The organism is Prosthecobacter fluviatilis (assembly GCF_055388355.1).
On sequence record NZ_AP043782.1, the window covers coordinates 3,288,555 to 3,311,335 of the forward strand.

Sequence of the window (22,781 nt, forward strand, 5' to 3'; positions counted from 1 at the left end):
ATGGACGAATCAAACGCTGAATGCCGACTCGACCAGGTTTTCTTGTTCGAGGGTGTGAATGGCTTTGGAACCTGCAGCAGGGCTGGAACTGCGCTCACGACCGGCGTAGCGCAGCTTGTGGTTGGAGAGTTCTTCGAGCCGCGGACGGATGTAGTAGAAGGCTCCCATGTTACGCGGTTCCTCCTGGCACCAGATCCACTTCTTCTGCGCACGAGGGTACCTGGCCACGATCTCCTTCAGCATCTCGTAGTTCAGCGGATAAAGCTGCTCGATGCGGATGATGGCCGCATTCTTGATCTTGTGTTCTTCGCGGAATTCCAGCAGGTCGTAGTACACCTTGCCGCTGCACAGGATCAGGCGAGTCACGCGCTCAGGGGCAGCCAGCAGATGTTCGTCATCCAGCACCTCTTTGAAGGTGGTGTCTTCCGCCATCTCGCTGAGTTTGGACACGCACTTCGGATGCCGCAGCAGGCTCTTCGGTGTCATCACCACCAGGGGTTTGCGCGTGCTGCGCTTGATCTGCCGACGCAGCGCGTGGAAGTACTGTGCGGGAGTGGTGAAATTGCAGACCTGCATGTTGCCTCCTGCACATAGCTGCAGGAAGCGCTCAAGCCTTGCGCTCGAATGCTCCGGCCCCTGCCCTTCGTAGCCATGGGGCAGCAGCAGCGTTATGTGGCTCGGGCGCTGCCATTTGCTTTCGGCACTGGCGATGAACTGGTCGATGATGACCTGGGCACCGTTCACAAAGTCGCCGAACTGCGCCTCCCAGCACACCAGCAGGTTGCTGGTCAGCAGTGAGTAGCCGTAGTCAAATCCCAGCACCGCAGCTTCAGAAAGCAGGCTGTTGTAAACACAATAACGCCCCTGCTCGGCCGCCAGATTGTTCAGCGGAATGTAACGCTCGCGTGTCTGGCTGTCATAGAACACGCTGTGGCGCTGGCTGAAAGTCCCACGCCGAACGTCCTGACCGCTCAGGCGCACACCATGGCCTTCGGTGAGCAGCGAGCCAAACGCCAGGGACTCTGCATAGGCCCAGTCAATGCCTTCACCAGCTTCGATGGCCTTTTTACGGGCCGCCAGGAAGCGTTTCGCGATCGTCGGGTGCAGGTTGAATTCCTCCGGCACCTCCAGCAGCCGCTGGCCGATGCTTTGCAGCGTCGTCATCCTCACCCCGGTTTTGACAGGAGTGTAGTCATAGGCAGGCTGTGGCATGGCCATGCTGCCCTCAAAGGGATTGCCGCCTTCGCCTTTGTCGCGTTCAGCCAGCGTCTTCACGCCCTGCTCCAGCTCATCATCCAGTTCGCGCTGCAGCGCAGCCGCACCTGCTTCGTCCAGCACGCCCGTGGCTGCCAGATCCAGACGGAACAATGTCGCCGTGGATGGATGCTCAGCGATGGCGCGCGCCATGTTCGGCTGCGTAAATCCAGGCTCATCCGTCTCGTTGTGGCCGTGGCGGCGGTAGCACACGATGTCGATAATGACATCACGTCCGAAGGTCTGGCGGAATTCAAACGCGAGGCGCGTCGCATTCATCACCTCCAGCGGGCAGTCGCCGTTCACATGGAACACCGGCGCCTCAATCATCTTGGCCACGTCCGTACAATAATCGGAGCTGCGTGCGTCCTCCGGCATCGTCGTGAAGCCGATCTGATTGTTCACGATGATGTGCACCGTTCCGCCCGTGCGATAGCCGGGCAGCTGGGAGAGGTTGAGCACTTCCGCCACCAGTCCCTGTCCGGCAAAAGCCGCATCACCATGGATCAGCACCGGGATCACCTTCTTGCGGTCCTTGGTGTCATTCAGCGCACGCTGGCGCGCACGCGCCATGCCTTCAACGACAGGGTCCACGGCCTCCAGATGGCTCGGATTCGGGGCCAGCATCACGCCCACCGAATCTCCGCTGCTCGTTTGACGCACCGTCTCGAAGCCCAGGTGGTATTTCACATCCCCATCCCCGGAAACCATGTTCGGCACATAGTTCTCGCTGAACTCATAGAAGAGATACTCCAGCGGCTTGCGCAGGAAGTTGGCGAGCACGCTGAGACGGCCGCGATGCGCCATCCCCAGCACTATCTCCCGGCCACCGGCTGCAGGGAGCGCCTCCAGCAGCGTCTCCAGCGCTACGAGCATCGACTCGCCGCCTTCCACAGAGAAGCGCTTCTGCCCCACAAACCGACGGTGCAGGAAGCGTTCGAAAGATTCCGCCTCCAGGAGCCAGCGCAGCGCATTGATCTGATCCTGGGCCACAGGCTTTGCATCCAGGTCGCGGCCTTCGATTCGGTCCAGAAGCCACGCACGCACCTCAGGATGGTGAATGTGCATGAATTCAAAGCCTGTCTTGCCACAGTAGATGCGCTGCAGTTCAGCCAGCATCGCCTTGAGCTTCATCGGCTGACCGTTGCGGAAAAGATGTGTCTGCACATCCTCCTCCAGCTCATCTGCGGTAAATCCAAGTCCGGCCAGCGTCAGCGAGGGCACTTCCGGGCCAGCGGGATCGAGCGGATCCAGATGTGCTGCAGTGTGCCCCAGCGCGCGGAAATTTTGCAGCGCGTTCGACACCCGCATGCGGAAATTCAGGGTCTTTTCCGAGAGCGCTGCACCGTCTCCGCCGGACGCTTCTGCGCCCTTCGCGGCAAGACGGGCCATGCCCAGTTCGAAACCTTCAAAAAACGATGACCAAAGCGGTTCGACTGAACCAGCATCTTTTTTCCAGTCCACATATTTGGACTCGAGGAAATCCGCGTTTGCGCGGTACGGCAATGTAGCACTCATGAGGGGACGGGCAGCATGCTCCCATTCGTTGCGAGTGCAAATGCGGAAAGGCACATTTCCAGTCATTTTTTTGGGTATTCAGCCATCCCTTGCCCGGGCTACCCGGTTTGAGAGAGGTCTCGGGCTTGAGAGATGCCCTTTCCTTAAGGACTCGCGGCAGCTCGAACTCACACAAATCATCGCCAAACTCTCATTTTTACTCTATTTACATAAATTAAATACACAAACCTTTGTCTTTTCATATTTTAGGCATGCCTTCAGTGAACTGCCTCAAGCGCAGGCTGCTTAAAATGACAGACACGCTGCTCAATGACATGGCCACACTGGCGACCATAGGATTGAGGAGCCAGCCGGTGAGCGGGTAGAGGATGCCTGCGGCGAGGGGGATGCCGAGGCCGTTGTAGAGGAAGGCAAAGAGGAGGTTCTGGCGGATCACCCTCATGGTGGCGCGACTGAGGGCAAAGGCCTGGTACAGGGCACGCAGGTCTCCTTTGACCAGCGTAACGGAGGCACTCTGGATGGCCGCGCCCGAGCCGGTGCCCATGGCGATGCCCACATCCGCCGCAGCGAGCGCGGGCGCGTCATTGACGCCGTCTCCCGCAAAAGCCACATGGCGGTCTTTTCCACGCGCCTGATAGACCTGGAGCAGCTTTTCATTGGGCGAGACCTCGGCAGCCACCTCGTCGATGTTCAGGTCTTTGGCCACGCGTCGCGCGGTGGCCTGCAGGTCTCCGGTGATCATCTGCAGCTTCAAGCCGAACGCGTGCAGCGCCTCGATGGCAGGCAGCGCAGACTCCTTGATCTTGTCCTTGATGGCGATGAGTCCGAGGGGCTTTTCATCGAGCACCACGACGACCACGGTACAACCATCTGCCTGCATCTTCTGCGACTGCGCCTGGCATTCGGCACCGATCAAAATACCGTTCTTTTTAAGAAAGGATTCCTGGCCGACGAAGACCTCGTTTTCGCCCAAGTTGCCCAACACACCGCCACCGGTGATGGACTGGAAATCGGTGACTGTGGCGAGCGGGATGCTGCGCTCTTTGGCGGCATTCACAATGGCGGTGCCAAGCGGATGCTCGCTGGGCACCTCCACTGCTGCGGCGCAGGCGAGGAGGTCGTGCGCGGAGAGACCGGGCAGCGGGAAGATCTCCACCACGGAGGGCCTGCCCTCGGTGAGGGTGCCGGTTTTGTCGAGCATGACGGTGTCGATGTCCTGCAGGCGCTCGAGGGTTTCGGCGTTTTTGATGAGCACGCCGAGCTGCGCACCGCGCCCGAGGCCCACGGTGACGGCCATGGGCGTGGCCAGACCGAGCGCGCAGGGACAGGCGATGATGAGCACCGCCACGGCATTCACGACGGCAAAGGCAAAGGAGGGCTGCGGCCCAAAGGCCCACCAAAGCAAAAAGGTCAGCAGCGCCACGCCGACGACGGCTGGCACAAACCAGGCCGAAACGCGGTCCGCGAGACGCTGCACGGGTGCGCGGCTGGCCTGAGCCTTGGCGGTCATCTCCACGATCTGGCTCAGCAGGGTATCTGCACCCACGCGCTCCGCACGCATAAGGAAAGTGCCGCTGCCATTGACCGTGCCGCCGATGACTGCCGCACCGGCCGACTTCTCCTGCGGCATGGACTCGCCGGTGAGCATGGATTCATCCACACTGGAGCTGCCTTCGAGCACGCTGCCGTCCACAGGAATCTGCGCGCCGGGCTTGATGCGCAGCACATCGGCCGGCTGGATCTGCTCCACAAGTGTCTCAGTCTCGACTCCATCCCGCACACGAAAGGCCGTCCTGGGAGCCAGCCCCATCAGAGCCTGAATGGCTGAGCCGGTGGCACGGCGGGCACGCAGCTCCAGCAACTGCCCGATCAGCACCAGCACGGTGATGACGGCGGCGCTTTCAAAGTACAAGACCATGTGCCCGGCCTGATGCGGCAGCCACTGCGGCACAGCCAGCGCCACGGTGCTGTAAGTCCACGCGGCCAGCACACCGAGGCCAATGAGCGTAAACATGTTGAACCGCAGTGTGCGAAGAGAGGAGACAAAGCGCTGCATCAGCGGCCAGCCCACCCAGAACACCACCGGGGAGGCCCACACAAACTGCATCCAGCCGGAGGCCTCGTGAGGGATGTCGCGGATGACGGGCAGGTCCATGCCCATGGAGAGGAGCACCACTGGCACGGCCATGGCGGCGCTCCAGCGCACGCGCCACCAGAGATCCTGTACTTCTTCATCGCCGCCGTCGCCGCAGCATTCGGGTTCGTTGCGGCGGGCGAGCGGATTTTTTTCCAGCGCCATGCCGCAGTGCGGGCAGGCACCGGGTGTGTCCGAGCGCACGCCCTCGCACATGGGGCAGATGTAGGCGGCGGATGGCAGGTCCTCCGTCACAGCACCAACTGCCGGCTTCTTCTCATGCGAGGAGCAGTGCGGGCAGGATGTCGGAGGTGGAGAGGACATTGCAGCGATAAGTAGCCGCACAAACAACGGCATCACCAGCCCATTCTTGGCGAATGCTGCTCATCCAGAGCTGTGGATGGGATAAGGGGGCTTACCGTTCAGCCTTTCGTGATGCACTCGTCCAGATTCAGGATGGCGCTGGCCACAGCATACCAGGCGGCGAATTCTGCGGGGGACAGTTTTTTAGGCAGCTCGATCCCGGTGCTGAGTTCCTGGACGGATGCGGTGTCTGCTTTGGCGGAGTCAAACTCGGTCTCCCAGAGAGTCTTCAAAACGGCCAACTCCTGCGGCTGCGGTGCCCGGGCGAGCGCGAGGCGGAAGGCCTCATTCAGGCGGGACTCGAGGTCGGTGCTGGGAGCCTCGGCGACGATGCGTCTGGCGAAGGCCTTGGTGGCTCCGACATAGACGGGATCGTTGAGCAGGGTGAGCGCCTGCAGCGGTGTGTTGCTGCGGGAGCGGCGGACGACGCAGGCCATGCGCGCGCTGGCGTCGAAGTTCATGAAGCTCGGGTAGGGAGAGCCGCGCTTGAGCACGACGTAGAGGCCTCGGCGATACTGCTCGGTGCCGCGGCTGACGACGTAGTTGTACTGCTGCCCTCCCACCTTCTGCCAGAGGCCGTCGGGCTGCGGTGGACGAATCGGTGGGCCACCCTGCTTGAGATCGATCAGTCCGGCGATGGCCAGCGCGTTGTCGCGGATGGTCTCGGCATCGAGGCGGAAACGCGGGCCATGCCAGAGGAGGCTGTTTTGCGGGTCTGTCTGCAAAGCGAGTCCTGCCGGTGCATGGGAGCTCTGCTGGTAGGTGGCGCTGAGGACGACTTTTTTGAGGAGGTGCTTCATGTCCCAGCCGCTGTCCATGAACTCGACGGCGAGCCAGTCGAGCAGCTCGGGATGCGTGGGAGGTGCGCCTTTGATGCCGAAGTCTTCGAGAGTGGTGACGATGCCCTGGCCGAAGAGCTCGGCCCACCAGCGATTCACGGTGACGCGTGCAGCCAGCGGGTTGTCACGGCTGGCGAGCCATTTGCCGAGAGTGAGGCGGTTGGCGGGGCCGCTGAGCTTGGAATTGAAGATGGCAGGCACAGCAGCGGCGACGGGGTCGGCGGGATCGGTATAGACACCGCGTTTGAAAATGGTGCTCATGCGTGGCTGCGGGAGCTCGCGCATGACTTCGGTGCTGGGGTCGGCGAGTTCGGCGAGCTGCTTTTGCAGCGCGGCTTTTTGCTTCTCGATGCGGGCGAGTTCGGGGTCCTTGGGGGCTGCGGCGGGAGCGGCTTTGCCTTTGCGGTTTTTTGCGACTACAGGCGCGGGCTCCGCCACCTCTGGCAGGCACGATGCCACATCTCCGGTGATGCTGGAGATGCGAAGGCAGCCCATGACGAGCCCCTTGCCGTAGTTCTGCGCCATCTGGATTTTGAGCTTGGAACCTGGGGCGACGGAGACGGGCTGAGTCAGCTCAAAGGCGGCCCAATGCGGCTCATGGAAACGCTGGCCGATGGCCCAGGCCCCCTTCCCTCCTTTGGCGAGCAGATTAACGACGTCGTAGCCTTTCTGCGAGTAGTCGGCATACGCGGTTTTGAAGGTGACGGGCTGTGATTTGCCGTCGGGTGTGGTGAGGGTGCATTCAAAGGAGTGGAGCACGAAGTTGGGCCGAGCAGCGCCGCCACGACCGGGCCCCTCTCCAGCAATGGAAGCATGGGTAAGAGCCTCAAGCATGAGGCCGCTGATCTCTCCGGCGCTGAGCTCGGCCTCGAAAGTGTAGGTGTCTGTGTCAGGCACGGGGCCGGTGAGCAGCACGCTTCCATCGGGCTGGAGTTCGGACTCGGCATCGCTCTCGGTAATGAAAGCAGTGGGCTTGAGGGGTTTGACACGAGAGGCGGCCACGCTGGCTGCTGCGGGCTGGGATGGGGCACCCTTTTTGTCGGCGGCGAGCAGCTTCTGGCGAGCTGTGATCTGAGCATCGAGTTCTTTGAGCTTTGCTGCCAGTGGTGCGCGCTGGGCGGCGCGTGCGGCATCGCTGATCTTGAGCGGCGATCCTTTGAACTGGATGGAGCCGGGGACATCTGGATTGGTGCGCTCGGCTTCTTTCTCGGTGTTGTTGTAGTAGGCGAGGAGGGAGTAGTAGTCGCGCTGGGAGAAGGGGTCGTATTTATGGTTATGGCACTGCGCGCATTCCAGAGTGGTGCCGAGCCAGACGGCGCCAGTGGTGTTGACGCGGTCGATGACTTGATTAATGCGGCTTTCCTCGGGCTCTGTGCCAGCCTCCACATTGGTGGGCGTGCAGCGGTGGAAGCCGGTGGCGATGATCTGCTGCGGCGTGGCATTGGTGAGGAGATCGCCTGCGATTTGTTCGAGCGTGAACTGATCGAAGGGCATGTTGGCATTGAGCGCATCGACCACCCAGTCGCGCCAGGCCCAGACCTCGCGGAGGTCATCGCGCTGGAAGCCATGGGAGTCGGCGTAACGGGCGAGATCGAGCCAAGGGCGGGCCCAGCGTACGCCGAACTGCTTGGAGGCGAGGAGACGGTCAACTAGATGCTCGATGCTGGTGGCTGGATTCTGAGTGTGCTCTTTAACGAAGGCGGTGACTTCGGTGGGAGTCGGAGGGAGGCCGGTGAGATCGAGGGAGAGGCGGCGGATGAGGGTTTCGGGAGAAGCCGGGGAAGAAGGCGTGAGATTGTTGGCTTCGAGTTTGGCGAGGATGAAACGGTCGATCTCGTTGTGGGGCCAAGCCTGGTTTTTGACTGTGGGCAAAGCAGGGCGCTGAGGCGGGATGTAGCTCCAGTGCCTGAGGGTTTCGAGTTTGTCGGGCCATTGGGAGCCGGCGGCGATCCAGTCGCGCAGGTGTGTGATCTCAGCGGGGGTGAGGCGGTCGCCGCGCTTGGGCATGGCTTCCTTGTCCTCCTTGGGCAGGGCGACACGGCGGAGGAGATCGGCGCCGATTTTGAGGTGCTGCGGGGAGGCAGTGTCGAAACGCAGATCGGCCTTGTGTGTCTCCGCGCCATGGCATTCGAAGCAGGCACGCTGCAGGACGGGGTAGACGTCCCGGACGAAGTCGGTGCCAGCGGCGTGGGCAGTGACGGTGGCGAGCAGCGCGATGGAGGCGAGGCGGATCATGCTGCGGTATGAACGAAAGCGGGAGGACGGACTTTCGGAATGTGTCCACCCGGGCGCGGGCGAATGCCGTGTTCGTTCTTTGTCGTTAAGAGCCCTGGCCTTAGCGGAGCGGTTCCTTGTTCCACAGGAACAAGGCTACTTTGCCATGACCGGGCTCAGAGAAGCCGCCGGGCGTTGCGCAGCCCGTCGGCGGTGATGACGGCCTGGTTGCGAGCAGCCACCATGAAATCGAGGTAGTTCTGCCACTGCATGGGGCGCAGGGAGGCGAGGCCGAGGCTGCGGCGGCTGTAGCCGTAATCGGCGATCTCCCAGCCGTAGTCGGAATGGCGGTTGCGGTAGTCGGAGCGGTGGATCCACGCGCCGAACTCGTCCTTGCGCCAGACCTCGGGGTCGTTGCCAGGGATGACCTGGGCCAGGCCCCAGACACGGCGGATGATCTCGAAGTCGTAACCTTCATCGCTGTGGCTCTGCGAAGTCTCGGACATGGATGGGATGCGCGGAGGTTATTTCAGCTCGATGTTGTCGATGAGACGTGCGGCCCCGAAGAAGACGGCTGCAGCGATGACGACATGCTCGGTCTCGGCGGTGACAGGCTGAAGGCTGACGGCGTCTGCCACGGTGACGTAGTCGATGCGGCCGAGCGGCGCCTTTTCCTGAAGCTGCTGAGTGATGAGCTGCTGCAGGGCGGCGGGATTGCTTTCCCCGGCTTTCCAGGCGTCACGCGCGGCCAGCAGCGTGGTGCGGATGGCCGGAGCCTGGGTGCGCTCTTCAGGCGTGAGGTAGCGGTTGCGGCTGCTCATGGCCAGGCCGTCGGCCTCGCGCACGGTTTCGATGCCGTGGAGGACGACGTTGAAGTCGAGATCCCGGACCATGCGGCGGATAATGGCGAACTGCTGAAAGTCCTTTTTGCCAAACACGGCGTCGTCGCACTGGACGAGGTTGAAGAGCTTGGCCACAACCATGCACACGCCGTCAAAGTGGCCCGGACGGCTGGCGCCACAGAGCATCTTGGAAAGACTGGTCTCGTGCATGACGATGCTGCGGTCGGCAGGGTAGAGATCCTCAGCCTTGGGGGCGAAGATCATGTCCGCACCGTTATCACGGCAGAGGGAGAGGTCCTCGATGAGAGTGCGCGGATATTTGGAAAAATCCTCGTTGGGGCCAAACTGGAGCGGATTGACGAAGATGCTCACGGCCACATTGCCGCTCGGGCCTGCGATCTCGCGTGCGGCGCGGATGAGCGCGGCATGGCCTTCGTGCAGCGCGCCCATGGTGGGCACGAAGACGCAGCGGGTGCCTTTGTTGATGGTGCTCCACGAGCGCATCTGACGGATGTTGTTGATGACATTCATGATTTCAGGTCTCTGGATTCAAACACGGCATAGCCCAGGGTGAAGAGAGTGATGTTTACGGCCACGATCACCGCATAGCCACGCCAGACAAGCGGCCAGTCGATGTTTTCCGCGAGGATGCGCCCCCATGCGGCCATGTGCTTGGTGACCAGCAGGTGCTGGTAGTTTTCCATGAAGCCGCTGTTGCGCATGATGAAGTCCACCAGCACATAGGTGAGTGCGCCGATGGTGGCGGCGGCGGGCTTGATGCGGAAGCAGGAGAGGAAGAAGGCGATGCTGCTGATAACCGTCATGCTGACACCGAGGTAGAGCGAGCTGAGCGCATAACGCGCCAAGCCCGGACCCCAGTCATAAAACGCCACGACGGAAACCTCCGGCACGATGGCGAAGTAGCCGCCACCCCAGCCGCGCAGAATGAGGCCGAGGAAAAACGAGGTCCAGGCAAAGAACTGCACCAGCAGGAAGGCATAGCCGGTGCAAGTGAGATATTTAAGCAGCAGCAGACGGAACCGGCTGACAGGCCGTGCCAGCAGCAGGCGCATGTGGCCGTCCTCCCCTTCCTTGGCCACGATGTCTCCGGCCACGAGGCTGAGAAACAGCGCGCCGAGCAGGAAGATGGCAAAGCCCATGATGGTGCTGGCGACGGTAAGCGCGGAGAAATAATACTCGAAGCTCTGGCCCGAACCCACGATAGCCTTTTGGATGGGCCCCATGCCAAATTTTTTGATGAGCAGGAGGATGAGGATCTCCAGCGCGACAAACGCGCCAAAACCGATGTAGGTGCGCTGGCGTGCGAAGAGCTTCAAGAGCTCGCCATACCACTGCTGGAGGAAGAGCGTCATGAGCGTGAGGACAGTCCCATGTAAAGCTCCTCCAGCGTGCGACGGTGCGGCTGCCAGGAGTGGACCTGCACGCGGCCATTGACGAGGGCCGCAACGAGTTCGTGCGGCTCCATGTCCAGCGGCACCTCAACGATGCCGTGCTTGTCCATCGTGGCGCCGCTGCGGGAGAGCACCTCGCGGGCGAGTCCGATGTCGTTGGTTTCGAGCTGGAACATACGGCGGGATTTTTCCTGCGAGGGCACGGCACCTTCAAAGACTTTTTTCCCGTCCTTGAGGATGACGCAGCGGTCACACATCTGCTCGACTTCGCCGAGGAGGTGGGAATTGAGCATGATGGTCATGCCGTGGTGCTTGCGCAGGTGGAGAATGAGTTCGCGAAACTCGCGGATGCCCTCGGGATCGAGGCCATCGGTAGGCTCATCGAGCAGCAGGATCTTGGGCTGGGGCAGCAGGGTCTGGGCGAGGGCGAGGCGCTGGCGCATGCCGTGGCTGTAGGTGGCGGTCTTGTGATGGATGGCGCGGCTGAGATTGACCATCTGCACCACGCGTTTGACCTCCGCCTCGTCCCACCAGCCGGAGAGGGAGCAGAGCACACGCAGGTTCTGCCAGCCGCTGAGGTAGTCGTAAAAGCAGGCGGCCTCGTAGATGGCACCGATCTGGCGCAGGGCGGCGCCGCGGTCTTTCTGCACGCTGCGGCCGCCGATGCGTACCTCCCCGGCGTCCGGGCGCACCATGCCGAGGGTGATGCCCATGATGGTGCTTTTACCTGCGCCATTGTGGCCCAGGAGTCCGAGGATCTCCCCTTCCCGCATCTCAAAGCCCACGTCATCCAGCGCCAGACGGCCGGTGGGCCAGCGCTTGGTGAGGTGTCGTACTTCAAGGAGTGCCATGGGCACAGACAGTGGCAAGATGCGGCCACAGACGCCAGTTTTTAGTCTCAAGGCAGACAAGAAGTCGCCAAATTCGCATTTACACCGCTGCCGCCCGACTGCATTACTCCGGCTGTCCACGCCCACTCCCGTCATGCAGTTTTATTTCCCTACGACCCTCAATCTCGGCCAAGAACACAGTGAAGGCTTTCATCAGGAACTGCTTCGGGGACTGACCCACAAGCTCAACAACCTCCTCGCCGTGATCCAGGGCTTCAGCAGCCTGATTCTGATGACGGACGATCTGGACCCGAGTGTCAGCGAAAACATGCAGCACATCCGTGAGGCTTCCGTGGGCGTGACCAATCTGAGTGAGCGCATACGCTCCGCCGGCGGCTGCGCCAAGATCACACCGCAGTCACTTGGCTTGAACGAATATCTGCCCGTCATTGAGGGAGCCGTGATGGAGCCATTCCAGAAAGAAGGCGTGCAGCTCGAAGCGGACGTGCAGGCCGGGCTGCCGCCGATCCTGGTGGATCCGACGAAGTTCAAAGACATCCTGACCGAGCTGCTCAAAAACGCGGCTGAAGCGGCCTCCAAAGGCGGTGGACGCTGCGCGCTGAAGATCTGCGGCCCTGGCACGATCACCCCCGCTGAGCAGCGCCGTGTGGACATTCTCGTGAGCAATACAGGCTCGCAGATCGCCCCGGAGAAGATTCAGGAGGTTTTCCGTCCGTTTCATGGGTCCAAGAACAGCAATCACCTCGGCCTGGGGCTGACGATTGCCGCGATGCTGAGCCATCAGATGAACATCCAGCTGGGAGTGGCCTCGGAGAACAACACGACCACTTTCTGGCTGAGCTGCCCGATGGTCTGAGCCTCGGGCTGAATGTTTTTTGAGATTTGACGTTTAATTTAGATGCAACGGCGGGCCGCCGTCGTTGTCATAGATGAACATCGCCTTTTGGGAGGTCTCTCATGAAACATTCCATTCTGTTAGCCGCATTGTTGCTCTGCACGCTCCCAGTCAGAGCTGCACCCAAAAATTACGGCACCATCACGACGCGTGACGGCAGGTCTTTCTACGAGTGCCAGGTGATGCACATCTATCCGGATGGGGTAACTTTCACCCACCGAAATGGCGCGGCCAAAATCCCTTTTGCCGATCTTCCAGAGAATCTCCACAATGAATTCCGCTATGACCCAAAAGCGGAAGCGGAGTATCAAAAGCAGCAGGCCTCACTGCGCAAAGCGGAGCAGGATCGCCGGAAGCAGCAGGAAATCGCCATGCAGGAAAAGCTCATGGAGGCCAAGATGGCCGAGGCAAGCTATCTGGCAACCGCCCGGCAGCTCGCAGCCACATCGTCTGCAGGCAACCAGCCGTCACCCGCGTGGGTGGGCACACCGATCACTGGACCGGCCGTGGGAGGTCGGTCCTATGGCAGTACCAGCTACTCAGGCTATGGCTATCCGCTGGGGTACTACGGTGGAGGGTATTATTCAAACGGAGGGTACTCCATCAATGGCTACGGTTACCCTTACGGCGGCTACTCATATGGTGGCTACCCCTATTACGGCGGGTGCTACGGAGCCAGCTACCGTCCTGTCATCAGCGGTCAATGGAACCTCGGCCATGGCATCCACATTGGCATAGGCGGCGGCTACTTCGGTGGCATGCACCACCACCGTTGAGAGATTACTTCGGCTATACGAAGCAATAAAAGATGGCATTGGCGGCATTTTGGAGTCAAATCCACAAATATTATGAAAACGTTCTCACTTCTGATTGTCACAATTCAATTGGGGATCGCGTTTGCGGCAACTGCATCGGAACCCACCACAATAGAAACGGCTCAGGGGAAAGTTTACGAACGTTGCAAAGTCATGAAGCGCGACCCCGATGGCGTGTCATTCTCCCACAGCAAGGGAGTTGCGAAGGTGCTGTTTTCAGACCTGTCTGAACCGATGCGCAACGCCTTGGGATATGACGCCGTCAAAGCAGATGCCTATGAGAGAGAACAGGCCGAATCACGCAAGGCTGCCGCACAGGCACGGCGTGAACATGCCACCAAGCTGGCTGAGGCCATGATCGCCGCGCAGGCCAAATATGCCTCGCAGCAGCCAGTGGTTTACCTGCAGCAGGACAATGGTGGTTACATGCGCAGCCTTGCGCCCGTGCTGGGCTTGGGGCAGATCGGAACCTTTTTCGGCGGCGGCCACTACGGCCACGGCAGACCGCAGCCGCGCGGCTGGAGCAATCCAGGCATCACTTCGATCGGAGCGGGCAGCGGTGGCGTCTATGTCCCCCAGGGCAACGGCAACACTTTTTACGGCTTTCCTGGCGTCAGCTACAGTCCGACCTTGGGTTACACGGATGCAAACAACAACCTGCCCGTCTTCTTTGGGCAGCCCCATTCGGCAGTAGTTCCAGGTGTAGCAATACCCGGCGGTACGACAGTGCCCTCGCCTCATCGTTAAATAACAAAAGCGGGCCCCGGAAAGAGGCCCGCTTTAAAAGAGAAAATGAACTTCAGCCTGATTAGATCAGGCCGGCCTTCTTCAGCGTGACGTAGGCGCCGTTCTTGTCGAGCGTCTTGAGAGCTCGTGCGGTCAGCTTCACTTCCACGAACTTGTTGAGCTCAGGAACGAAGATACGCTTGCTGCGCAGATTCGGCAGGATCACACGCTTCACACGCTTGGTGATGTGACGACCAATACCGCCTTCTTTCTTGGCCTTACCGCTGCGATGGATGTGGTGGCCGCGAGTAACGCCGACGCCGGTGATTTGACAGATGGTAGCCATGGTGAGTACTGGGAAAAAATTTGGGGTCGCGATACTAGCCGAGGACTGGCAGGCGTCAACCAAAAGTCCGCTTTTCGTCCGTCATCGTCCAGGCCGCCCTACCATCAGGCTGGTCGTTTGTGGGTTCATCAGGTAGCCGATGCCGAAATTCAGCGGCTTCACGGGGTAGCGACCGGAGGAATATGCTGCGATCAGATCCGGCTGCTGGCAGCCGGGAAAAAGGCTCAACGTTCCTTGATAATTGCCATAGAGCCAGAGATTCCACCCATAGCGGCTGAACTCCCGGTAGGGTACCCCCGAGGGATCTTGCACGATGGCGCTGCCGTGGCGCAGCAGGTAATCCCGGATGTTGGAAAAACCGCTTTCATGCATGAGGTAGGAGGCGCTTTTCAGGAACACTGGGACCCGCCCCAGACGGGAGACAAAAGTCAGAAACGGGCCGCCAGCACTCACGCCGCTGTTGGAAAGGTCCTGCCGGAAATAGAACACCCTTTTGGATGACCCAAAGCCACTCCGGCAGCGGATCATGAGGCCTGTGTTCCCCGAAGAGCCGGACAGCGTGACATTGCCAGCACCATCCAGACGCACAGTATCCACAGACTCCACGGTGTGACCTGTGCGGGCCATGAATGCCATCAGCAGCGGGAGCACACCACGGAACCGGGTGGCCTGCAGATTGCTGCGCATCTCCGTGGTGATGAAGTAACCGCTCTGCATGATGGTTGAGACGGCGTTGCGCAGGCCGGTGAGGCCCGAATCAATCTCTGCCTGGGACAGGTCACTCAGCCGTGGCAGGGGTTCCGCGGGTTCCAGACCACAGAGGACATAGGTCTCCGCCGCAGGGAACAGGGCGCTGGCAAAGAGGAAATCAGGCCCGCTGAAGGGATAGAACATGGCATTCGCATTTTTGATGTCGCCAATCTCTTCACTGGCCCATGCCTGCAGGGGGCCGCGTCGGGCATTCTGATGGGTCGCCCACAGGCTGTCCATGCGCAGCCTGTGCGCAGCCAGAGCCGCTGTCTGGTTGTAGGAAGAATCCATTCCGGCAAACAGCCGGGCGATGTCATTGATCGAACCTGCCTGCGTCGGCACATTCATGGACACAGCACCGTTGTAGAGCGGGGTATTGCCCGCGCTCTCAGCCCGTTTTACGTTCCCCCCACCTAGAGCATCCAGCACAGAACTCCACTGGCTGACCCGGTTGGCGGCAGAGTAATTTTTAAAAGCCTCTTCAGGCAGAGCACATGCCACGAGCAGCAGGAGCGCCGACAGTCCTCCCATCACCCGGAAAAAAATGGAGACATCACGATTTCGCAGAGCCGTCATACAACGGCAAAGGTACCAAACCGGAAATAAGCTCCAAGTAAGTCTTTTTAAAGACCCACGGGTTTATTTTTAAATTTATACGTTCTTTATAAAAATTCAGCGCCACTGTTAAGCGGCGCTGAATAATCAAGGCAGATGAAAGCCGTTTTACTTCGGCTGATGCATGCTGATGCAGTGGAAAGCACCACCTTCAGTGACGAGATCCTTGGCCATCATCGAGATGATTTCACGGCCTGGGAAGCACTCAGAGATCTTGTCTTCCGCAGCGGCGTCCTTCTTCTTGTGACCGAAGAGCGGGACGAGCACGGCATTGTTCATGATCATGAAGTTCGCGTAGCTGGCCGGCAGGCGGCTGAGGCGCCAGTCCTTCATTTCGATGGCCTGGGGCATCTCGATTTCAATGATCTCCAGCTTGCCTCCATCGGGAGCTTTCACGTCATCGAGACGTTCGCGAATTTCTTTGAGCACGCGGTGGTTCGGGTCGGAATCACGAGGCTCGACCATGCAGATCACCGCGTCTTCGCGGATGAAACGCACGATGTCGTCGATGTGGCCGTCGGTGTCATCGCCTTCGATGCCCTTCTTGAACCAGACGATGTCCTTCACGCCGAGCATGGCTTTGAGTTCCTTTTCGACCTCGGCCTTGTTGCCGGGCTTGCCGCCGTGGCGGTTCGGATTGAGCAGCACGGCTTCCGTGGTGAGGAGGGTGCCTTTGCCGTTGGTTTCGATGGCACCGCCTTCAAGGATCATGTTCGAGGTGAAACGCTCCATCTTCAGGGCTGCCGCAGCCTTCTCTGGGATGCCGTTGTCCAGATCCCACGGCGGGAACTTGCCTCCCCAGGCGTTGAATTCCCAGTCGGTGATGGCCACCTTGCCAGTCTCGTTATGCTTGATGAAAATGGGGCCATGGTCGCGGCACCAGACGTCATTGGTGGGGTGCTCGTAGAGATCCACCTGGCTGAGATCGCCTTCATTGTCTGCGATGCTGAGGCGGATGTTCATGTGGCTGAGCATCGGTGCATTGATACGCACGCGTTCGTAGCGGGAAATGACGCTGGCGATCTCACCAAACTTGTCCTGCAGCTTATGATAGGTCTTGGGGCAGCTTTCCTTGTTGGAAGGCCAGGAAAGCCAGATCGCCTCCTGCGGCTCAAATTCTGCGGGCAGACGGTAGTTTTGGGGATAGGAGGCTTTACTCATCGATGTAGCGTTTGGTCAGGGGAGCGTAGGTGTCAATGCGACGATCACGGAAAAAAGGCCAGATACGGCGGAAATCTTCCACCGCTGAAAGGTCACATGGCACGATCAAAATCTCTTCATCGCTCACGGAGGCCTTTGCAACGATTTCTCCATACGGATTTGCAACGAAGCTCTGTCCCCAAAATTCACTTTGCTGCTCGGTTCCTACCCGGTTCACAGCAGCCAGGTAGCAGCCATTTGCCACCGCATGTCCGCGCTGCACGGTCTCCCAGGCGCAGTGCTGGGCGGCTCCCAAGGCGGCCTTTTCGCTGGGCAGCCAGCCGATGGCGGTGGGGTAGAAGAGGATTTCCGCCCCCATCAGCGCCGTGAGGCGGGCGGCCTCAGGGTACCACTGGTCCCAGCAAATCAGAACGCCGATGCGGCCAAACTTCGTATCCCACACGCGGTAGCCCAGGTCTCCGGGGGTGAAGTAAAACTTCTCCTCAAAGCCGGGGTCCTGAGGAATGTGCATCTTGCGGTACTTGCCCAGTACGGTGCCGTCGGCGTCGATCACCGCCGCCGTGTTGTGGTAGAGGCCGGGGCCGCGCTTTTCGAAGAGGGGGACGATGATGACGACGCCGAGCTCCTTGGCCAGCGGGGCCAGCCGGTCGGTGGTAGGGCCAGGAACGGGCTCGGCCAGATTAAACAGCTCCGTGTCCTGAGTGATGCAGAAATAGGGGGTGTTGAAGAGCTCCTGCAGGCACACGATCTGCGCGCCACGGGCCGCTGCATCCCGGATGAGCCGCTCATGCTGCTGCACACTTTCTTCCTTGCTTGAAAAGGCCCGGCTTTGCACCAGACCGAGGGTAACCTTTGCCATAAGACGCGAACCGTTCACCGCTCACGCGATGAATGCAAGAAAAGCTATGGGTACAAAAATGGCCCGGCAGCCTGTGCGCCTGGCCCGTGTGATCCAACCCCACTCAGGCGCGGTCCACGGAAAATTTACCCGCGCCGGTAAAGAGCAGCGTCACGTAGGCGATAAGGTACACCATCGCCAACTCGCCAGACCCAGGACCGGCCACCAGGCTGGCCTGATGCACCTTGAAAAAGGCGACTCCCATGGTGACGGCGAGCATCAGCGCCGCAAGGCGGGTGAAAAGACCAGCGATCAACAATGCCGAGCACACGACCTCAGCGAAGACGGCCAGACCGAGATTCACATTCGCGGGAAGTCCAAACAAAGCAGGAAATTTTTCCACCGTGGACGAGAAGTTCATCATCTTTCCGCGACCATGCAGCATCAGCATGGAGAGGCCGACAGCCACACGCAGCAGGAGCAGTCCGAAATCGGTCGATTTCGGCAGGAATGGCAGTTTCAGGAGCTTGAGCATACGTATTTGGGGTCAGGGTGGCAGATAGGTGCCGGAGCTTGATCATGCCCCGGCCCTGCCGACAAGATAAAAGTTGGTCTCAAAACAGGCTGAAGCCCGCACTGCGGACACAAATCACCCCAACGCGGCCATCATTTCCTTCAGCTTCGCCAGTTTTTCCTGCCAGTCGGTTTTGCGCTGCTGGTGCTCGTCGAGCACCTTTTGCGGAACCTTGGAGGTGAACTTTTCGTCGGCGAGTTTGGCGGTGACCTTTTCCAATTCGGATTCGGCTTTGGCGACTTCCTTGCCGATGCGGGCGCGCTCGGCTTCGACGTCGATGAGGCCATCGAGGGGGAGGAAGAGGGTGCCGAGCGGGGTGAGGGCGCTGGGGGTGCCTTGGGTGGGAGCGAAGGCGGCATCCACATCGAGAGGCTCGGCATTGAGGAGGATGCGGAGGACTTCGATTTCGTGGGCGGGGAGTTCCGTGTTCGGCTTGAGGACGAAGCGGACGCGCTTGTTGATGTTGAAGGTGCTCTTGAGGCCGCGGCCGAGATTGACGGCTTCGTATTTGTCGTTCGCGGTCTTTTCGTCCTCGGGGAGGATGCCGAAGTAGGCGAGTTCATCGGCATCGAGAGGCTTGGGCCATTTGGCGAACATGATGCTGTTGCCGCCCTGGTCTGCGGGCAGGTCGGCATTGAAGGCCATGCCGTGCCAGAGCTCTTCGGTGATGAAGGGCATGAAGGGATGGAAAAGGCGCAGGGTGTTGCTGAGGACGAAGTCGATGACCGCCAACGTGTTGGCCTTGCGTTTGTCGTCGGTGCCTTGGAGCACGGCTTTGGAGGCCTCGATGTACCAGTCGCAGTACTCGCTCCAGAAGAAGCGGTAGAGGGTGGCGGTGGCGTCGCTGAAGCGGTAGTCTTCGAGGGCGGCGGTGACCTCCGTGATTGCGGTGTTGAGGCGAAGGAGGATCCACTTGTCGTCGCTGCTGAGGAGGGCGGCGCTGATCTCTGTTTCGGTTTCGCCACCCTGCATCTGGCGGAAGCGGGCGGCGTTCCAGAGCTTGGTGCAGAAGTTGCGGCCGAGCTCGACGTTCTTTTCGTCGAAGCAGATGTCCTGACCCAGCGGAGCGCTGCGCATGATGCCGAAGCGGAGGGCGTCTGCGCTGAAGCTGGCGATGAGCTCCAGAGGGTCGGGGGAGTTGCCGAGGGACTTCGACATTTTGCGACCTTGTTTGTCGCGGATGATGCCGGTGAAATAGACGTTCTTGAAGGGGAGCTCGCCCATCCATTCGAAGCCGGCCATGATCATGCGGGCGACCCAGAAGAAGATGATGTCCGGGCCGGTGACGAGGTCGGTGGTGGGGTAGAAGGCTTTGAGCGTGGCGGTTTTTTCCGGCCAGCCCATGGTGGCGAAGGGCCAGAGCCAGGAGGAGAACCAAGTGTCGAGGACGTCGGGGTCCTGGGTGAAGCCCATTGCCGACAACTGTCTTCCGATTTCTTCAGAGTCCGTCGCGATTTCAGTAACACCATTATCTTCGTCAACTTGACGCCATGTCAGATAACACATTTCAGCAGGCTTGTCGCCCATTGCCCAAGGCGTTTCCAACGGCTTGTCCCAAATGATATTATTCCATGAGTATTGGCGCTGATGCGTTAGCGATGCCTCGTCTTGAGGGCCGAATCCATGTGTGAGTTGATCAGTTTTCTTGAAAGTCTTGCTCCACACGGGAATGCGGTGGCCCCACCAGACCTGGCGGCTGATGCACCAGTCTTGGAGGCCAGTCATCCAGTGGTCGTAGGTTTTGGCCCAGCGTTCGGGGTGGAATTTCATCTCGCCATTGGCGACGACTTCCTGGGATTCTTTGACGCTGGGGTATTTGAGGAACCACTGCTCGCTGAGGCGTGACTCGATGGGGACGTCGGCGCGCTCGGAGAAGCCGAGGTTGTTTTGATAGGGCTCTTCTTTGACGAGGCTGCCGATTTCGGTGAGGAGCTCGGCGGCGCGTTTGCGCGCGGCGAAGCGTTCCATGCCGGCGAGGTCTTTGCCAGCGAGGTCATTGAGCACGCCGTTCGGGTGCATGACGTCGATGACGGGCAGGCTGTGGCGCTGGCCGATTTCGAAGTCGGCCTTGTCGTGCGCGGGGGTGACCTTGAGGACGCCGGTGCCGAAGGTGAAATCGACGTGCTCATCCGCGATGATGGGGAGGAGTGCCTGGTTTTCGACGGGGAGCGGACGGCGGATGTGCTTGCCGATGAGATGGGTGTAGCGCTCGTCCTTGGGATTCACGGCGATGGCGGTGTCTCCAGGAATGACTTCGGGGCGGGTGGTGGCGATGGTGAGCCAGGTGCCGGGTTCTTCGACCACTTCGACTTTGAAGTGGTACATGATGGCGTTCTGCGGCTTCATGACGACCTCCTCATCACTCAGCGCGGTAAGGGAGGAGGGGCACCAGTTCACCATGCGTTTGCCACGGTAGATGAGGCCTTTTTTGTAGAGATCGACGAACACGCGCATGACGCAGGCGTTGTAGTCGTCGTCAAAGGTGAAGCGCTCGCGGGACCAGTCGCAGGAGGCGCCGAGTTTTTTGAGCTGTTCGATGATGATGCCGCCGTGCTTTTCCTTCCACTCCCAGATTTTGGCGACGAGGGCTTCGCGGCCGAGGTCGTCGCGGTGCTTGATGACGCCCTGCTTTTTGAGGGTTTTTTCGACGACGTTTTGCGTGGCGATGCCAGCGTGGTCGGTGCCGGGGAGCCAGAGCACTTCCTTGCCCAGCATGCGGGCGCGGCGAGCCAGGATGTCCTGGATGGTGTTGTTCAGCACGTGGCCGAGGGTGAGGATGCCCGTCACATTCGGCGGCGGGATGACGATGGAGTAGGCCGGGCGGGCCGCGCTCACACGAGCGGGGTCGGCTTCAAAGCATTTGTCATCCAGCCAGCGCTGATACCAGCGGGCTTCGACTTCCGCGGGCGTGTAGGTCTTGTCGAGTTCGGGCATAAAGGGCGGCCAAGATGGGGGAAAGCGGCCGCTTTGCAAATGGGGAGGCGCGTCCAATCCGCCACAAAACCGCCGGCCCGGTCAGCGCATGGGCATGGAAAGCGGTCCCACCGGGGGCATTTCAGGCCGGGGATCGCGGATATTGTCAGGCACCGTATGAGTCCGGCGGGCCTCTTCTTCCATTTCCCGCTCAGTTTTAGGCGGCGATTTGTCTGACAGAACGCCGCAGCCCGATAAAAGGACTGCGATCAGGAGCAGGGGCAGGATAGGTGCTGGTTTCATGGTGGAAGTCGGGATGAAGTTGAAACACAGGCAGACTTTGATCATTTGGGAAGCCGGGCGTTCAAATCATCCACGTACTTCCGATCCTCCGCGCTCAGCCTTGTGAGCGGTACTTCCAAAGGTTTCTGGTTCACCAGCAGGCGGATTTTGCCCTCGCGTATGAGGGTGGGCTTTTCGGGCATCTTGGGCGGAGGAGCCTTGCCTGCGGCCTCCTTGGCGGCAGCGGGATTGGCGGCGTCAAATTCGATCACCGCATCTTCAAAGATGATAATGGCGCCGAGCAGCGATTTCCCATCCGTGCTTTTCCACTGCCGGGAATCTCCGAGCATGAAGTAGGAGGTAAGCCGGGTCTTCGTCGGAGCCGGGGGTCTGGTGACAGCTCCAACACTCACTCCGCCACTGCCGCTGATGGTGCGGGAGTCAAACTTCTTTCCTGTGGCTGGCAGCACCACTTGAGCACAGACGGGCATCGCTACCGCACTGAGGATGAGCCAGAATCTCATGCCTTCAGGCTACATGACCGTCACATGGGGTGCAATGCTGATTATGCGTCCAGCTCGGCGTAGTCGATGGACTTCAGCCTGGGCTGCTTGGGGCCCATGCGCGGCACACATGCCAGCAGCGCCTTGGTGTAGGCGTGCTTCGGATTGCGCAGGACTTCGTCCACCGGGCCGGTCTCCACGATCTTGCCCCGAAACATCACGGCCACGCGGTCCACCACGCTGCGGATGATGCCCAGGTTGTGTGTGATGAGGATGATGCTCATGTCGAGATCCCGGCGGAGCTCGGCCAACAGGTCCATGATCTGCTTCTGGATGGTGACATCCAGCGCCGTGGTGGGCTCGTCGGCAATGAGCAGCTTTGGCTGCGTACACAGTGCCATCGCAATCATCACGCGCTGCTGCATCCCGCCGCTGAGCTCATGGGGGTAGGCGTTGAGGCGCTTGCGTGAGTCCACGATGCCCACCTTGTCCAGCCACTTCACGATTTCATCATCGCGCCCCGCCTTGCTGACATCGGGACGATGGAGCGCCAGTGCCTCGCCGATCTGCGTGCGGATGGTCAGCACCGGGTTGAGCGATGTCGTCGGCTCCTGGAAAATGTAGGCGATCTCCTTGCCGCGGATGGCTCGGAGCTCGCGCTCGTTCATTTCGAGGATTTCGTGACCGTTGAGCGTCATCTGCCGTGCAGAAATGCTGGCGGGGGGCTCGGGCAGGAGACGGGCAAATGAAAGTGCCGTGGCGCTTTTGCCGCTGCCACTCTCACCGACGAGAGCGATGGACTCACCTTTCTTGAGTTCAAGATTGATGCCTTTGACGGCCTTCGCAGGTTCAGCATCATGACGGCTGAACTCGATCTGCAAGTCGCGGATGCAGAGCAGCAAGGAGTCTTTGGAGGAGGAGGCTTCGGCGGACATG

18 protein-coding genes are annotated in these 22,781 nt (G+C 60.3%); 3 read left to right on the forward strand and 15 right to left on the reverse strand.

Annotated features, from left to right (window positions below; translation table 11 throughout):
- Nucleotides 1-9: 9 nt before the first annotated feature.
- The 7 genes from ACZ5WW_RS12635 to ACZ5WW_RS12665 all read right to left on the reverse strand — a co-directional run bounded on the left by ACZ5WW_RS12635 (nucleotide 10) and on the right by ACZ5WW_RS12665 (nucleotide 11,427).
- Nucleotides 10-2,772, reverse strand: coding sequence for a 2-oxoglutarate dehydrogenase E1 component (locus tag ACZ5WW_RS12635; protein WP_377168077.1), 2,763 nt, complete (start codon nucleotides 2,770-2,772; stop codon nucleotides 10-12).
- A gap of 238 nt (nucleotides 2,773-3,010) precedes the next feature.
- Nucleotides 3,011-5,230 carry a copper-transporting P-type ATPase gene (locus tag ACZ5WW_RS12640; RefSeq protein ID WP_377168079.1) on the reverse strand — a complete coding sequence of 740 codons (2,220 nt, stop codon included), beginning with the start codon at nucleotides 5,228-5,230 and terminating at the stop codon, nucleotides 3,011-3,013.
- A 98-nt stretch (nucleotides 5,231-5,328) separates the two neighbouring features.
- Nucleotides 5,329-8,343 (reverse strand): DUF1553 domain-containing protein, encoded by a 3,015-nt coding sequence (locus tag ACZ5WW_RS12645; protein WP_377168081.1) that lies wholly within the window; start codon nucleotides 8,341-8,343, stop codon nucleotides 5,329-5,331.
- Nucleotides 8,344-8,498: 155 nt separating this feature from the next.
- Entirely contained in the window at nucleotides 8,499-8,828 is a 330-nt protein-coding gene (locus ACZ5WW_RS12650) for a hypothetical protein (protein ID WP_377168083.1), read from the reverse strand.
- Nucleotides 8,829-8,846: 18 nt separating this feature from the next.
- Nucleotides 8,847-9,695, reverse strand: coding sequence for a pantoate--beta-alanine ligase (gene panC, locus ACZ5WW_RS12655; protein WP_377168085.1), 849 nt, complete (start codon nucleotides 9,693-9,695; stop codon nucleotides 8,847-8,849).
- The gene (locus ACZ5WW_RS12660) at nucleotides 9,692-10,537 is read right to left on the reverse strand and encodes an ABC transporter permease (RefSeq protein WP_377168087.1); all 846 of its coding nucleotides are present in this window, start codon (nucleotides 10,535-10,537) and stop codon (nucleotides 9,692-9,694) included. The genes panC and ACZ5WW_RS12660 overlap by 4 nt, the downstream gene beginning before the upstream one ends.
- Entirely contained in the window at nucleotides 10,534-11,427 is an 894-nt protein-coding gene (locus tag ACZ5WW_RS12665; RefSeq protein ID WP_377168089.1) for an ABC transporter ATP-binding protein, read from the reverse strand. The genes ACZ5WW_RS12660 and ACZ5WW_RS12665 overlap by 4 nt, the downstream gene beginning before the upstream one ends.
- A gap of 133 nt (nucleotides 11,428-11,560) precedes the next feature.
- Between ACZ5WW_RS12665 and ACZ5WW_RS12670 the strand changes: the two genes are divergently transcribed.
- From ACZ5WW_RS12670 to ACZ5WW_RS12680, 3 genes are all read left to right on the forward strand, one after another.
- Nucleotides 11,561-12,283 (forward strand): sensor histidine kinase, encoded by a 723-nt coding sequence (locus ACZ5WW_RS12670; protein ID WP_377168091.1) that lies wholly within the window; start codon nucleotides 11,561-11,563, stop codon nucleotides 12,281-12,283.
- Between the two features lie 101 nt (nucleotides 12,284-12,384).
- Nucleotides 12,385-13,098, forward strand: coding sequence for a hypothetical protein (locus ACZ5WW_RS12675; RefSeq protein WP_377168093.1), 714 nt, complete (start codon nucleotides 12,385-12,387; stop codon nucleotides 13,096-13,098).
- A gap of 192 nt (nucleotides 13,099-13,290) precedes the next feature.
- A complete protein-coding gene (locus ACZ5WW_RS12680; RefSeq protein WP_377168095.1) occupies nucleotides 13,291-13,884 on the forward strand; it encodes a hypothetical protein in 594 nt (197 codons plus the stop codon).
- Nucleotides 13,885-13,945: 61 nt separating this feature from the next.
- Here the strand turns inward: ACZ5WW_RS12680 and rpmB are convergent, their stop codons facing one another.
- The 8 genes from rpmB to ACZ5WW_RS12720 all read right to left on the reverse strand — a co-directional run bounded on the left by rpmB (nucleotide 13,946) and on the right by ACZ5WW_RS12720 (nucleotide 22,780).
- Nucleotides 13,946-14,209 (reverse strand): 50S ribosomal protein L28, encoded by a 264-nt coding sequence (rpmB, locus tag ACZ5WW_RS12685; protein WP_377168097.1) that lies wholly within the window; start codon nucleotides 14,207-14,209, stop codon nucleotides 13,946-13,948.
- Between the two features lie 81 nt (nucleotides 14,210-14,290).
- On the reverse strand, nucleotides 14,291-15,535 hold the full coding sequence (locus ACZ5WW_RS12690) for a hypothetical protein (protein WP_464694145.1): 1,245 nt from the start codon (nucleotides 15,533-15,535) through the stop codon (nucleotides 14,291-14,293).
- Nucleotides 15,536-15,682: 147 nt separating this feature from the next.
- Nucleotides 15,683-16,735 carry an agmatine deiminase family protein gene (locus ACZ5WW_RS12695; RefSeq protein ID WP_377168101.1) on the reverse strand — a complete coding sequence of 351 codons (1,053 nt, stop codon included), beginning with the start codon at nucleotides 16,733-16,735 and terminating at the stop codon, nucleotides 15,683-15,685.
- Complete coding sequence (locus ACZ5WW_RS12700; protein WP_377168103.1) at nucleotides 16,728-17,594, reverse strand: carbon-nitrogen hydrolase; 867 nt, start codon at nucleotides 17,592-17,594, stop codon at nucleotides 16,728-16,730. Before ACZ5WW_RS12700 ends, ACZ5WW_RS12695 begins: the two co-directional genes overlap by 8 nt.
- Nucleotides 17,595-17,697: 103 nt before the next feature.
- The gene (locus ACZ5WW_RS12705; protein ID WP_377168105.1) at nucleotides 17,698-18,108 is read right to left on the reverse strand and encodes a DoxX family protein; all 411 of its coding nucleotides are present in this window, start codon (nucleotides 18,106-18,108) and stop codon (nucleotides 17,698-17,700) included.
- A 114-nt stretch (nucleotides 18,109-18,222) separates the two neighbouring features.
- Complete coding sequence (locus ACZ5WW_RS12710) at nucleotides 18,223-21,081, reverse strand: valine--tRNA ligase (RefSeq protein ID WP_377168107.1); 2,859 nt, start codon at nucleotides 21,079-21,081, stop codon at nucleotides 18,223-18,225.
- 323 nt (nucleotides 21,082-21,404) lie between these two features.
- On the reverse strand, nucleotides 21,405-21,866 hold the full coding sequence (locus tag ACZ5WW_RS12715) for a hypothetical protein (RefSeq protein ID WP_377168111.1): 462 nt from the start codon (nucleotides 21,864-21,866) through the stop codon (nucleotides 21,405-21,407).
- A gap of 41 nt (nucleotides 21,867-21,907) precedes the next feature.
- Nucleotides 21,908-22,780, reverse strand: a complete 873-nt coding sequence (locus ACZ5WW_RS12720; protein ID WP_377168113.1) for an ABC transporter ATP-binding protein — start codon at nucleotides 22,778-22,780, stop codon at nucleotides 21,908-21,910.
- Nucleotide 22,781: the final 1 nt, after the last annotated feature.